Source organism: Streptomyces sp. NPDC093018, from assembly GCF_040684035.1.
GTDB lineage: Bacteria > Actinomycetota > Actinomycetes > Streptomycetales > Streptomycetaceae > Streptomyces > Streptomyces murinus.
Map to the genome: position 1 here is coordinate 23,616 of NZ_JBFBFF010000030.1, position 13,339 is coordinate 36,954.

Annotated in this window: 11 protein-coding genes; 7 read left to right on the forward strand and 4 right to left on the reverse strand. The window is 68.6% G+C overall.

Annotation, left to right across the window (positions count from 1 at the left end; all coding sequences use genetic code 11):
• Positions 1–190: 190 nt before the first annotated feature.
• Entirely contained in the window at positions 191–358 is a 168-nt protein-coding gene (locus tag AB0N90_RS36820; RefSeq protein ID WP_365203765.1) for a hypothetical protein, read from the reverse strand.
• A gap of 491 nt (positions 359–849) precedes the next feature.
• Here AB0N90_RS36820 and AB0N90_RS36825 point away from each other — a divergent pair, with 491 nt between their 5' ends.
• Together AB0N90_RS36825 and AB0N90_RS36830 are read left to right on the forward strand one after the other, a co-directional pair.
• Entirely contained in the window at positions 850–6,027 is a 5,178-nt protein-coding gene (locus AB0N90_RS36825) for a DUF6531 domain-containing protein (protein ID WP_365203780.1), read from the forward strand.
• 140 nt (positions 6,028–6,167) lie between these two features.
• Positions 6,168–6,572 carry a hypothetical protein gene (locus AB0N90_RS36830; protein ID WP_365203766.1) on the forward strand — a complete coding sequence of 135 codons (405 nt, stop codon included), beginning with the start codon at positions 6,168–6,170 and terminating at the stop codon, positions 6,570–6,572.
• 580 nt (positions 6,573–7,152) lie between these two features.
• Here AB0N90_RS36830 and AB0N90_RS36835 read toward each other — a convergent pair.
• Positions 7,153–7,341, reverse strand: a complete 189-nt coding sequence (locus tag AB0N90_RS36835; RefSeq protein ID WP_365203767.1) for a DUF397 domain-containing protein — start codon at positions 7,339–7,341, stop codon at positions 7,153–7,155.
• Positions 7,338–8,150, reverse strand: coding sequence for a helix-turn-helix transcriptional regulator (locus tag AB0N90_RS36840; protein ID WP_365203769.1), 813 nt, complete (start codon positions 8,148–8,150; stop codon positions 7,338–7,340). The genes AB0N90_RS36835 and AB0N90_RS36840 overlap by 4 nt, the downstream gene beginning before the upstream one ends.
• A gap of 422 nt (positions 8,151–8,572) precedes the next feature.
• Here AB0N90_RS36840 and AB0N90_RS36845 point away from each other — a divergent pair, with 422 nt between their 5' ends.
• The 3 genes from AB0N90_RS36845 (at position 8,573) to AB0N90_RS36855 (ending at position 10,115) form a co-directional block, all read left to right on the forward strand.
• Positions 8,573–9,421 carry a helix-turn-helix domain-containing protein gene (locus AB0N90_RS36845; RefSeq protein WP_365203771.1) on the forward strand — a complete coding sequence of 283 codons (849 nt, stop codon included), beginning with the start codon at positions 8,573–8,575 and terminating at the stop codon, positions 9,419–9,421.
• 98 nt (positions 9,422–9,519) lie between these two features.
• Complete coding sequence (locus tag AB0N90_RS36850) at positions 9,520–9,867, forward strand: DUF6247 family protein (RefSeq protein ID WP_085565216.1); 348 nt, start codon at positions 9,520–9,522, stop codon at positions 9,865–9,867.
• Positions 9,864–10,115, forward strand: coding sequence for a hypothetical protein (locus AB0N90_RS36855; RefSeq protein WP_365203773.1), 252 nt, complete (start codon positions 9,864–9,866; stop codon positions 10,113–10,115). Before AB0N90_RS36850 ends, AB0N90_RS36855 begins: the two co-directional genes overlap by 4 nt.
• A gap of 30 nt (positions 10,116–10,145) precedes the next feature.
• Here the strand turns inward: AB0N90_RS36855 and AB0N90_RS36860 are convergent, their stop codons facing one another.
• Entirely contained in the window at positions 10,146–11,171 is a 1,026-nt protein-coding gene (locus AB0N90_RS36860) for an alpha/beta hydrolase (protein WP_365203775.1), read from the reverse strand.
• Positions 11,172–11,239: 68 nt separating this feature from the next.
• Between AB0N90_RS36860 and AB0N90_RS36865 the strand changes: the two genes are divergently transcribed.
• Positions 11,240–12,040 carry a TetR/AcrR family transcriptional regulator gene (locus AB0N90_RS36865; RefSeq protein ID WP_365203777.1) on the forward strand — a complete coding sequence of 267 codons (801 nt, stop codon included), beginning with the start codon at positions 11,240–11,242 and terminating at the stop codon, positions 12,038–12,040.
• 95 nt (positions 12,041–12,135) lie between these two features.
• Positions 12,136–13,248, forward strand: coding sequence for an ADP-ribosylglycohydrolase family protein (locus AB0N90_RS36870; RefSeq protein ID WP_365203779.1), 1,113 nt, complete (start codon positions 12,136–12,138; stop codon positions 13,246–13,248).
• The last annotated feature ends 91 nt before the right edge of the window (positions 13,249–13,339 follow it).

The following is a 13,339-nucleotide window of genomic DNA, read 5'->3' on the forward strand; positions in this document are numbered from 1 at the left end:
TGAGTTACCCAGGTTTCGCTCCGATGGGCGAGGTTCAGCCGCTCGACCTTGTCGGTGTCCTGGGCGACGGGGGTGCGGGACCACGCTCTCGTCCACCTCGCCAGTGGTGACCCGGCGGCCGTCCCCCTGAGCCGATCGCCCCGCCTCGCCTTGTAGCGGTCGAGGCGGCTGGGAGTGCCGTCCAGGCCCGTTATGCGGAGTGAGCGGCGAATTTCACGAAGTCGGTCCAGGTTCTGCTGCTGACGGCGGGTTGGGTGCGGCCCTTGATCGCGGACAGCTTGCCGCCCGCGTAGACCGCTTCGCCGGTCGCTTTCAGGAACTCGGGCTTGGGGGCTCGCCCGGCGGCCTCGTCCTCCATGCTCAGCCTCCGCGTGTCTGTGTCGCACTCAGGTTGGAGAGGGCTTGCCACGGCGGGTGGCAGGAATCACGGCACCGCCTCCCGTCTAGCTTGCAGCCCCGACGAGTTCACTTGCGTCATCGCTTGTACATGGACGCGTTCGCGCCAAGGCGAGTCGGTCGGCCGGCCCCTCCTGGTCGCGTGACCAGGAGACATCCGGCCGAGCCGCGCAGGTGCCGCTGCTGCGATCCAGCCGGATCTCTCGCCGCGTGTTAGTTCGAACTCCTGGCGGATCAAGCTCAGCGAGGCCCCATTCACTGCTGGACCACAGGTGATTCACGATGCGCACACAGGCGCGAAGACCCGTCATAGCTCTTCTCACCATGGCTCTGCTGGCCATCACGGGCGTCGTACCGGCGTGGGCGATGCCGAGCCGGCCTATCTCCGCCTCGGTGGCGGCTCAACAGCCCAAGACTCGTACGGCCGCGGATCTTCCCAAGCCGCCGAAGGCGATGACGCGGTCCGAGCGGCGAGCACAGTTGACGAAGGAACGGCTTCGGCTGTCCTCGGCAGGTGCGTTCCTGAGTACGCCGCACCATTCCGCAAAGGACAAGCCGGTACCACGCACCGCCGAGCGCCCGGCCCACGCACCCGCGATGGCGCCGAGGGCCACAGCCGCCGTACCGGCGGATCCGGACTGGGTCAGCTCCTCGGCCGTGGCGTATCCGGGAACCGTGGACATCGGCGGCCACATGCAGTTCGCGGCCGGCACCAGCGCGGCGGACTACAGCGAGGTGCTGCTGCTGGTCCGGGATTCCTCCGGTACCACGGTGGTGGCCAGAGAGATCACCCGGGCGTCCGACGACCCGGTAGGGAAGTCCGATCCGGTCCTGGCATGGTGCTACGACTGGTGGCCGAACCAGGGCGGCTATCCGCAGTTCAAGAACCAGTGCTTCTGGGCCGCCGCGAACGACGCAAACGGACCGTTGAAAGACGGTCAGCAGTACTACGCCCAGATCTATCTGCGGGGCACCGACGGCACATGGAGCGCCAATGGCACCAACTCCCCTTGGGTTACGGCCTTCTACACGCCCGACATCCCCGGCGCCCAGGCCGGCATCTGCTCCTGCTATGCGCAGGCCCACCGCGCGGACCCTGTCAACTCCGCGACCGGCATGTTCTCCGAACAGTTCACCGACGCCCAACTGGCGGGCATCGGCACTCAGTTTTCCCTCACCCGCAGCTACCGCTCCGACTCCACCGCCGTCGGACTGCTGGGACGCGGCTGGGCCACCCCCTTCGACTCGCGACTGACGATCGCCTCCGACAAGGCCACCTATCAGGCCGATGACGGGGCGAAGTTCGTGTTCACTCAGCAGAGCGATGGCTCATACACCGCTCCAGCCGGCTCTAACGCCCAACTGGCAAAAAGTGGCAGTGCCTTCGCGTTCACGACGCGTGACCACGTCAAACGCACCTTCGACAGCAGCGGACAGCTCACATCTGTCGTCGACACCGCGGGTCAAGGGCTCAGCCTGACGTACTCCTCGGGCAAGCTGACATCCGTCAAGGACGCCGCAGGCCGTACCAGTTATTTCACGCTCAACGCCGACGGGCTGCTGACCAAAGTGAGCCTGCCGGACGGCACTTCGGTCTCCTACAGGTACACGGACGGCCTGCTGACCTCGGTCACCGACCCGGCGGGCAAGAACTCCTCCTACGCGTACGACGCCGACAAGCGCCTGTCCTCCTACACCGACCCGGCGGGCGGCAAGGTCGGCAACAGCTACGACTCCACGGGGCGCATCACCTCCCAGACGGACCAGAACGGCAGGACCACCACCTTCACCTGGGACGGCAAGAGCGAGTCGCAGACCACGGCGCCGGACGGCGGCGTGTGGACCGACGTATACGCCGGCAACGTCCTGATGGAGACGATCGACCCCTACGGCAAGAGCGTCAGCTACGACTACGACCGCTATCTGCGCCCGGTGGAGATCACCGACCAGCGCGGCAACACCACGTCGATGACGTACGACGGCGCCGGCCACATGCTCACTCGCGCCGCACCGTCTTCGCTCGGCTACACGGAGAGCTGGACGTACGACAGCGCCGGCAACGTCACCAGCCACAGCGACGGCCGCGGCAACAAGACGACCTACGCCTACAACGGTTCGAACCAGCTGACATCCAGCACGGATCCGCTCGGTGGCAAGACCTCGTACACGTACACGGCGCTCGGCGCCCTGGCGACCGTGACGACCCCCCGCGGGAAGACGACGACCTACGGGTACGACACGGCGGGCAACCGCACTTCGGTCACCACTCCGCTCGGTGAAAAGACGACCCTCACCTACGACGGCGCGGGCCGCATCACCTCGAAGACCGATCCCCGCGGCAACGTCTCCGGCGCAAATCCGGCGGCCTACACCACGAAATACACGTACGACGGCCGTGGACTGCTGAGCGCCGCCACCGATCCATTGGGTCGCACCACCAGCTACGGCTACAACGGCGCCGAACAGCTGACCTCGGCCAAGGACCCGGCGGGCGACACCACACGGTACGAGTACGACGACGCCGGGCACCTGACCAAGACCACCGACGCGGCCGGCAAGTCCGTCACGCGCACCTACGACTCCGGAGGCAACCTCGCCTCCGAGACCGATGCTCTGGGCAACAGGACGACCTATGCCTACGACACGGACGGCCGACTGCTGAGCACGGTCTCCGCGCGTGGCAACACCACCGGAGCCGACCCGGCCGCCTACACGACCACCTACACCTACGACGACGCCGGCAACCGCACCAAGGTCGTGGGACCCACCGGCGCTGCCGTCACCACCGAGTACGACGACGTGAACCGGCCCCTCAAGGTCACCGATACGCTGGGCCACACGACCGGCTACACCTACGACGCGGTCGACAACGTCACCAAGGTCACCGACGCCCTGGGCAAGACCGTCTCGTCCGTCTACGACAAGAACAACCGGCTGACGAGCACCACCAACCAGCTCGGTAAGACCACCGAATACGGCTATGACGCCGACGGCAACCTGCTCAGCAGCACCTCCCCGCTGGGCAGCAAGGAAACCTGGACGTACGACGGCGACGGCCGGCAGGCCACCACCGTCGACCCGCGCGGCAATGCCACCGGCGCCGACCCGGCCCAGTACACGACCACCAACGGTTACGACGCGGCCGGCAACCTGACCACCGTCACCGACCCGCTCGGGGGTGTGACGAGCACCGCCTACGACGCGGCCGGGAATGTCGTCAAGCGCACCGACGCGGACAAGCGCGCCACCGCCTACGACTACGACAACCTCGACCAGCTCACCAAGGTCACCGCCCCCGACGGCGGAACGACCACCTATGAGTACGACATGGTCGGGAACGTCACCAAGCGCACCGACGCCAACGACCACACCACGACGTACGCCTACGACGCGGCGCGCCGCCTGACGGCGGTCACCGATCCGCTGAACCGCGTGACCTCCTACGCGTACGACGCCGAGGACAACCTCGTCAAGAAGACCACTCCGCGCGGCTCCACCAGCTACGGCTTCGACGCACGCGGGCTGCTCACCGGCATCGACTACTCGGATTCCACGCCGGACGTGACACTCGGATACGACGCAGCCGGGCGGATGACCGCACGGGCCAACTCGAAGATCTCCGAGGACTTCGGCTACGACGCGGCCGGCAACCTCACCAAGACCCGCGGCTTCTCCTACACCTACGACGCCGCCGGGCAGATGCTCACCCGCAAGTACTCCGACGGCAACACCATCGGCTACGCCTACGACGACGACGGCCGGGCGTCATCCATGACAGCCGACGGCGCCACCACCACCTACACCTGGGACGCGGCGGACCACCTGACCCGCTCCACGCTGCCCGACACCGAGACCGAGGACCGCTCATACGACCGGGCCGGGCGCCTGACCGCGGTCACCTCCGTCAAGTCCGGCACCACCGTCACCAAGACCGCGCTCAGCCTGTCCGCCGCCGGGCTGCCCACCCACGTCGACGTCACCCGGGCCAATGTCGGCACCGGCGGCTACGACCTGACGTACGACGCGGCGGGCCGCCTCACCTCCGGCTGCTACCCGCAGCCCTGGGTCACCGGCTGCGCGGCTGCCCGCACCACCTCCTACACCTACGACAAGGCCGGCAACCGGCTGACCTCGACACTGGGCACGGCGAGCACCAGCTACGCCTACGACGCCGCCGACCAGCTGACGTCCACCACCACCGGCACCACGGCCACCGCCTACAACTACGACGGCGAGGGCAACCAGACCAAGGCCGGCGCCGACACCTACACCTACGACCTGGCCGGACAGGTCTCCGCAGCCACCATCGGCGGCAGCAACTACACCTACGACCACGACGCCAGCGGCGACCAGGTCACCGCGGCCAAGGACGGCACGGTCACCAACCGCACCCAGTGGGACCCCAACGCCCCGCTGCCCATCCTGGCCACCGAGTACGACAGCGCCTGGGCGATCAAGCAGTCCTACCGCTACGACCCGCTCGGCCAGCCCACCGCCACCAAGACCGGTTCGGGCGCGCTGTTCTACTACCACCACGACACCCAGGGCTCACCGGTCGACGTCACCGGCAGCACCGGCACCCTCTACCAGCGCTGGGCCTACGACCCGTTCGGCACCCGGGTGCTGAACACCACGACCAGCGGCGCCCCCGCCGACACCCCGTCCTACACGGGCGCCCGCTACGAGACCACCACCGGCAATCTCGACCTGCACGCCCGCCAGTACGACACGGACACCGGCCGCTTCAACCGCCCCGACCCCGCGACTCCCGACCCCGGTAGCCCCTACGTCTCGGCCTACGCCTACGCCGGCGACACGCCCACCCGCTACGCCGACCCCAGTGGCCTGTCTCCCGAGGATCCCAACAACGAGCGAGTCGACAGCCTCGGCGAAGGACTGAAGGTCTTCGGTCAGGGCTTTGTGCAGGGCCTGAAGGCTCCCTTCGAATTCCTCGGCGACGCCTACGACGCCGTCACCGGACAGAACGGTGGTGCCGGCGCCTTCGTCGACAAGTACCTGCCGGTCCGCCCCGCGTACCGCCTCTACCGCGCCGCCGCCATGCTCCGCGAGGAGGGCTGCGACCAGCTCGCCGACCAGTACGACGCCGCGGGCGACGAACTCACCCAGCAGGTTGCCGTCGTGGGGATCGGGGGGCTCACCGGATGGCGGCGGGCAGCCGTGGCTCCCCGTGCCGTCGACGAAGCGTCCGTGATGGGGACTGTGCCGCCGCCCGTGTCGTTCACATGGGCGGGGGGAAGCGTCCGCTATACGAGGACGGCGACAGCGATCGGGGACGACGCGAACACGATCCAGAACCTGCTGCGTTCGAAGGGCACTTTCGGGCACGACGTCATTGTCCACGGAAACGAGCAGGGAGAATTTATCGTTGACGGCAAGATAACGCATCCGCAGCAAATTGCGGAGCTGGTCAAAGAGAATCCCTACTACAACGGCGGCCCTATCCAGCTGGTCACCTGCCACGGAGCCTGCAAGGCTGCTGGTGAGCTCTCCAAGGCGCTTGGTGGTGTGGAGGTCAGGAACGCGAGCGGTCATCAGGTAGACATCGATCCACGGACGGGCAAGGTTCGCGAGTGGCCTGAAGGAAGCCTGGGTGATCCTAAAATGAAGTAGCCGAATAAGTTCACCGTTCAGTGAAAAAGTAGTTACAGGACGGAACTCCCGTAACGGGTGTGCCCATTACCTCCGGGCACACCCTTCAGGCAGTAGCATACTAATTATACCGTCTGCGGTTCGATCGAGAGGGGCGTCGCATGCGCCAGGTCACACCCTTGGGCTTGTTCGGTAGCATTTCCAGCCAATCCTTTTTCAGGAGTAACGCGGATCAGATCGAGGCACTCTCCGGCCACATTCCAATGCGCGAACGAGCATGTGTATCGGAATACCTGAAGACGGCTCCCGTGGTCATCGCCCTCATGGGGTACACGGTGGATGTCGTGGGCGAAAAGTTCTCTGTAATGGGCGGATCTGCTATTCATAGTGACGGTGCTTATTACTGGCGACGCGATACCGCGGAGTATGTAGAGGTTTACGGAACACTCCTTCCGGTCGAGTTCATGGAACGCGGCGCTAAGGCAGGATGGCGTACACCTTTCCTTACCGACGAGGAAATAATGGAGATTGACGCGTTTTTCATGTCTCTCCGTGAATCGGAGTGAACGGTGGGTGGAAGGGAACGGCGGCCCACGGCTGAGGAGCGCCGCGGCGGCCCCGCTGCCTATCTAGGGGTACGTGGCCGTAGTTGGCGACATGGCGTACTTCGGTTACCAGAACGGCGGCTACCTGGAGACGGGCGAGTGCAGGATGCTCGGCTCTCTTGAGGCCAAGGAGATGGATCTGTTCGACGTTGACGAGCTCGCCCGGTCCGGTCCAGGCGGTTGGCGGCTCGTCCCGCCGGAGCTGCTGTCCGCCTGGCGGACAGCCTTCGACGCGGAGCCCGCCGCTGCGCCGCCTCTCGGGGGCCTGCCCGCAGTGCGGGGCGAAGGACCTTCATCGCTGGTACCAGGTGGAGGGCCCACTGGATGACACGTTCGACGGGGTCCGCGGTCACCTATGGCTGGCTGGACTACTGGCGATCTCCGTATGACGTACCCGAGGCATATGAAGTGAAGTGCGCTCCGCGCTACATCGAGGCCACCGCCAGGCAAAGCTCCGAGCCGACTCGGCTCAGTACCACTGACCGGCGATGACGGTGCCGTGCTTCCCGCTGCGCGATCGGCGGGAAGCACGGAGCCTGGGTCATGCCGAGTGAGCCGCGAACTCCACGAACTCCGTCCAGCTGGCCTCGCCGACGGCGAGCCGGGCGCGGTCCTTGTCCTTGGAGTCGCGGACGTGGACGGTGGCGGGGGCGACGGCCACCTCGACGCAGTCGGGGCCCTCGTTGCTGCTGTAGCTGCTCTTGAACCACGTCAGAGTGTGGGTGCTCACGTCTCTTCTCCCAGTACCTTCTCGATGAACGCCAACGACTCCCGGGGCGGGAGAGCCTGCGCTCGGATGATCCCATAGCGGATCTCAAGGAGCTGGACTTCCTTGGGATCGCTGATCAGCCGACTGTAGGTCTGTCCTTCCTCGTGGGCCACCGTCTTGTCGTCCCGGAGCATCAACAGACGGAAGGACCCGCCCATACCCGCGTGGTCCTCTCGGGCGGTCGGCATCACCTGGATCTCGACGTGCCTCAACTCGGCGATCTCCAAAAGGTGTTCCAGCTGCTGTCGCAGTACTGCCCGGCCACCGATGGGGCGCCGCAGAGTCACCTCTTCTTGTACGAAAGTGATCGACGGCCTCGGCGCCCGCTCGAAGACCACCTGTCGTGCCAGGCGAGCGCCGACGAGGCTGTCGATCTCCTCCTCTGTGTACGACGGGCGCCTGATGTTGTACAGAGCCCTCGCATACTCCGGGGTCTGCAACAAGCCATGAACGTATCGGTCTGCATAGGCGCTCAGCTCGACCGACTCGTCCTCCAGCTTCTTCAGGTCCCGGACGCTCTTCGGGTACCGGGCCTTCTCCACGTCCTCCTTCATCGCGGACAACTTCCCGCCCGCGCCGACCGCTTCGTCGGTCGCGTCGAGGAACTCGGGCTTGGGAGCTCGTCGTCCGCGTTCCACGGACGAGACCATCTCCTCGCTGTACCCGATGAGCGCGCCCAACTCCCCTTGCCTCAGCCCGGCTGCCTCGCGCCACAGCTTGATCTGCCGCCCGACTGTCTTGAGTACGGCCGCGGCCTCCTCATCCTCCATGCTCACCCTCCGTGTGTCCCATGTCACGCCCAGGCTAGGGAGAGTCCGCACGCCGGATGGCTGGATCGGAGGAAATCACCTTCGGGGGGCCACCCCCATTCCACCGGGACCTCGGGCTCCGCGACCCGGTGGACAGGGCGGCGGCGGCCAGGGTTGCCTTCGGGTGCGGCTCGTACCGCGACGCGGTGCTCCATGACCCGGTGGTGCGCGATCCCAAAAGACCAAAGAACCGGGGAAAGAACCGAACCCGCCCCCGCCGCCCCCGTCACTCACTCGGCGGAGTGAATATGCCGGACGAAACTGGCACGGCGGGGCATTTGTGGTGCAGCGTCAGCGATGACAACCCGCAGACATGCATCGGCCCTCGCCGGGACTGGCATCCCAATGCGAGGGCCTGATCACAAAGGAATCGACCCTTCCCCGTGACTGACAAGCAGCGTAACGCGCCCTCGCACCCCAAGTCCCGGCATTCGTCGGGCGTCACCCATGTGAACGAGCCGCATCACGACAACTTCACCGTCGTCGGCAATCACCTGGCCCAGCACCCGGAGCTGTCGCTGACGGCGATCGGCCTGGCCACGCACATCCAGTCGTTGCCCGAGGGCACCCCGATCGGCATCAAGGCGCTGGCGGCGAAGTTCCGCGAGGGCGAGATCCGGATCGCGGCGGCGCTGCGGGAGCTGGAAGAACACGGATATCTCGCGCGTCCCAGGGAGCGTCTTCAATCGGGACAAGTGAGGACCCGGGCGATCTCGTACAACAAGCCCCGCAGCGCACTGCGAGCGGCGGCGGCACCCCTCGCCGAGCCTGAGGCCGACCCCGGGACGGTGTCCGCGCCCGCGCCCCCGCCCACCCCCGTGGCCGTGCCGGCGTCCGCGCCCGGGCCGCCCCCGGCGCCGAATCGACGCACGCCGGCGGCCGACCTCCTCGCGGGTCTGCGCGCCCACGACCCACGGCTTCTGCTGGCGGAACGCGACGTGCATCGGCTGGTTCCGGCCGTCACCGAGTGGCTGGAGCGTGGCGTGCCGCCGACGGCGGTCACCCACATGCTGACGTCCGGTCTGCCGCAGGACCCGATCAAACACCCGGCGGCCCTCCTCTCCCACCGCCTCGCCACCCAACTCCCCCCGCACCTCCCCGCCCCACCCCCTCGCGCCCCCATGGCCCCCCGCCCGGCTCCCCTCCAAACCTGCGACGGCTGCGACCGGGCCTTCCGCGCACCCGAACCGGGCCGGTGCCGCGACTGCCGCACGCCCGCGGCGGTGGCATGAGGGCGGGGGCGGGACCGGCGACGAGCGTCGCGCCACCGTCGTACCGTCGGCTCCACCGGTACCGTACGAGGACCGACCCACCCGCACCGGAGGTCACCGTGAGCGCCCAGACCGACGGCCCGTACGGACCGCTGATCCCCATGCCCGAACTGACCCCGGACGCGCTGCGGGCGGCGGTGGCGCGTATCGCCCCGAGCCGGATCCCCGCGCTCACCCAGCACCTCTTCGAGGCCACGACCAACGCTCAACAGACGCAGAGCCTGGCTCCGCTGCGTGCCTTCGTGCATTCCTGGGCCGTGTTCGTCGCCATCGAGCGGCATCCTCACCGGGCCGCCCGCCTGCGGGAGTTGGAAGCCGTCGTGGACGCGGGTGAGCAGGACCCGGCCTCCGCCATCACCGAGATCCGGGCGATCCGCGAGGCGGCCGAGGCGGAGGCCGGACTGTGACGGACTGGGCTTGGGACTACAACCCGAGCGCGGAGTACATCACCGGCGGACTGCCTCCCGGGGTGGGGGCGGAGGTGGAGCGCCTCGCGGTCGAGCTGGCGGCTCTCGGCCACGATGCCGTCAAGGTAGGGCGGCCGATTGATCGCGAGGGCGGGTTGCGTGAGTTCGACATCCTCGGCGGACGCGGTTTCATCAGTTTTCTCGCCGTGCCCCGTCACGAGTGCGTCTACATCTGCAACATCACCTGATACGGCTGATCCGGTCCCACTCCGCCGGGCTCAACCCTCCACCCCCACCCCCGTCACCACCGGCCTCACCCTCCCCACCAGCAGCTCCAGGAACACGTCCGGGCGCCGGAAGGCGGCGAAGTGGGAGGCGTCGGGGATCAGGGCGAAGTCCTTTAGGGGTGCCGTCAGTTGGTCGTGGAAGCGGCGGGCGGGTTCCGGTGGGGTCAGGACGTCCTCGGCGCCCTGGAAGAGGAAGACGGGGAGGTGGAAGGTGGTGCCCTCGGCGTATTCGTCCAAGGACATGGCCTGCGGGCCCAGTTGTTCGGAGAAGGTCATGCCCCTCAGGTAGGCGCGCAGGTCGCGCAGGGTGTGGAGGGGGGAGAACCAGAGGGAGCGGACGACGACCGTCTTCATGGTGTCGTAGGTCAGGGGGTCGGTCGTGGTCACCGTCTTCGCGTAGCAGGACCACTCCTCGGGGGACCAGGACGTGCGGTCCGGGCCCATCGCGGTCAGGCGGGACAGCTGCCGCCGCTTGCCGGCGCCCCGAAGGCGGGCCAGCAGATCGTCGTAGGCGGAGGTGTCCGTGCCGCCCGCGATGATGTTCTGGTCCGTGCCGACGTACGCCGAGTAGCGCTCGGGGTGGTCGCGGGCCAGGCGCAGGCCGGTGACGGTGCCGAAGCTGTTGGCGAGCAGGACGACCTTCGGCACGCCGAGCCGGGCGCGGACATGGTCGGTGACCTCCAGCGCGTCGGCGTAGAGGCGGTCGAGGGTCAGCTCGCCCTGTCCGGCGGGGCCGTGCGCCGCGAAGGTCCGGCCCGCGCCGCGCATGTCCCAGCGGACGATCGTGAAGTGCCGCTCCCAGGCGCGGGTGCGCGGCGTGAAGATCGAGTTCGAGGCGCCGGGACCGCCGTGGAGCTCCAGGAGCACGGGGTTCGACCGGTCCTCGCCCCGCACGGAGATCCACTGGTCGAGGCCGCCGATACGGACGTACGACGACTCGTCGATGCCGTTCGGGGCGGTGATCCGGAGGGACTTGGCGAGGGCGCGGCGTTTCAGGGCGCGGTAGGTCAGCAGCATGGTGTTCCCCCTAAACTGTTTACGCCGTCAGCAGTAGGCGGCGGTTTACGGTATATACAGTTGGTGGGGTGTCGGTCAAGGGGCGGGCGCTGCAGAGGAGTCGGGAGCGGGTCGTGGTCGAGCGGGACGGTGTACGGAGCAAGGGGCAGCAGGACGAGACGCGCGATCCCCGTGCCGTCCTCGCCCTGCTCTGGGGCGAGCAGGAGCAGCCCACCCGGGGGCCCAAGCCGAAGCTGACCCCCCGGCGCATCGCCGCGGCCGCCGCCGAACTGGCCGACCGTGAAGGGCTCGACGCCGTCTCCATGAGCAAGGTGGCCGGCGGATTCGGAGTGTCGGCGATGGCCCTGTACCGGTACGTCCCCGGCAAGACCGAGCTGGTCGAGCTGATGGTGGAGGAGGTGATGGGGGAGGGGCCCCAGATGCCGGACGGCGCGGACGGGGGCTGGCGGGCGGCCGTACGCGCGTGGACCCGGCAGTGCGCGGACGTGTACGCCGCCCACCCCTGGCTGCTCACCGCCACCGCCCTGCGCCGCCGCGTTCTCGGCCCCCGGCAGCTGCGCTGGCTGGACGCGGCGCTCGCCGCCCTCGAACCCACCGGCCTCGACGGCGCCCAGCGGCACCGCGTCTTCCTGCTGCTCATCGGGCTCGTGCGCAACGTCGCCCAGCAGCAGGCCGACCACGAGGAGGAGCAGTCGGCCGAGTGGGACCGGCTCGCCGCCGGCCTCCTCGCACGGCACGCCGAACGCTTCCCCGCACTCACCAAGGCCATCGCGGACGGCGCATTTCAACCGGACGGTATCGATCCGCTCGAATTCGGGCTGGAGCGCATTCTGGATGGTGTCGAAGCGGTCATCAGTGGACGTGAATGACCCGTGAGGGTCGCCCCGGCCCGCCGAGGGCCGTCTTCGCGGTCGATTAGAGTGCGGACCGTCGTGCGGGCGGACGGTGCCTGAGGAGGGTCTGGGTGGCGACGACGACCGGTGCCGTCTGGGGCCGTGCCGAGCAGCAGGACTTTCGCAGCAGGGTGCGCGGCACCCTGCTGGGGGCCGCCGTGGGCGACGCGCTCGGCGGGCCCGTCGACGCGCTCACCCTGGAGGAGATCCGCGCGGCCCACGGCCCCGAGGGGCTGCTCGACCTCACCGCGGGGCACGAGCGGCGCGGCACCATCACCCACCACACCCAGCTGACCCTGTTCAGCGTGGACGGGCTGATCCGCGCGCAGGTGCGCCGGGACACCGGCGCCTGGCATCCGCCGACCGATCTGCACCGGGCGTATCTGCGCTGGGCCGCCACCCAGCGGGACTGGGGGCCGGACGAGCGCCGCGCGGAGGACGGCTGGCTGGCCCGCGAGGAGTGGCTGTACGCGCGCCGCGGCCCGACCAAGTCGCTGCTCATCGGGTTCGGGGACGACAAGATGGGCACGCTGGACAAGCCCAAGAACCCGGCCGAACAGGGGCCGGAGGCGGTCGCACGCTCCGCCCCCTTCGGGCTGCTGGTCGGCTGGGAGCCCCAGCTCGTCGTGCAGCTCGCGGTGGAGTGCGCGGCGCAGACCCACGGCCACCCGGTCGGCTGTCTGTCGGCGGGCGCGTACGCCGTGATCGTGCACGGCCTCGCCCGCGGGGAGAGCCTGGACGGCGCCGTGCAGCAGGCCCTCGCCCTGCTCGCCGTCCGCCCCGGCCACCAGCCGGTCTCCGACGCCCTCCAGCACGCGCTCGGCGCGGTACGGCAGGGCATGCCGAGCCCCGCGCGGGTGGAGGAACTGACCGGCGACGGCACGGCCGACGGACTGCTCGCGGCCGCCGTCTACTGCGCCCTGGTCGGCGAGGACGTACGGCACGGCCTGTGTCTCGCCGTCAACCAGAGCGGCCCCTCGGCCGCCGCCGGCGCCCTCACCGGCGCCCTGCTGGGCGCCCTCCACGGCGAGACCGCCCTGCCCCCGGCCTGGCTCGCCGAGCTGGAGGGCCGCCCCACCATCCTCGAACTCGCCGACGACTTCGCCATGGAGATGACCCAGGGCCCCGCCCTGCACGGCCCGGCGGGCTCGGCACCGGGGTGGCTGGCCCGGTATCCGCGCTAGTACTGCAACGGTGTTTGCCGTGACTGATGGCCAGGTTGGTCGTTGGTGTGGTTATGGGTGGGGACCTTGCTGATGTCAGGTTGTGGGCGGG

Coding starts and splice junctions, on each gene's coding strand:
- AB0N90_RS36820 (WP_365203765.1), bottom strand. CDS start 358: ATGGAGGACGAGGCCGCCGGGCGAGCCCCCAAGCCCGAGTTCCTGAAA.
- AB0N90_RS36860 (WP_365203775.1), bottom strand. CDS start 11,171: ATGCTGCTGACCTACCGCGCCCTGAAACGCCGCGCCCTCGCCAAGTCC.
- AB0N90_RS36830 (WP_365203766.1), top strand. CDS start 6,168: ATGCGCCAGGTCACACCCTTGGGCTTGTTCGGTAGCATTTCCAGCCAA.
- AB0N90_RS36840 (WP_365203769.1), bottom strand. CDS start 8,150: ATGGAGGATGAGGAGGCCGCGGCCGTACTCAAGACAGTCGGGCGGCAG.
- AB0N90_RS36825 (WP_365203780.1), top strand. CDS start 850: ATGACGCGGTCCGAGCGGCGAGCACAGTTGACGAAGGAACGGCTTCGG.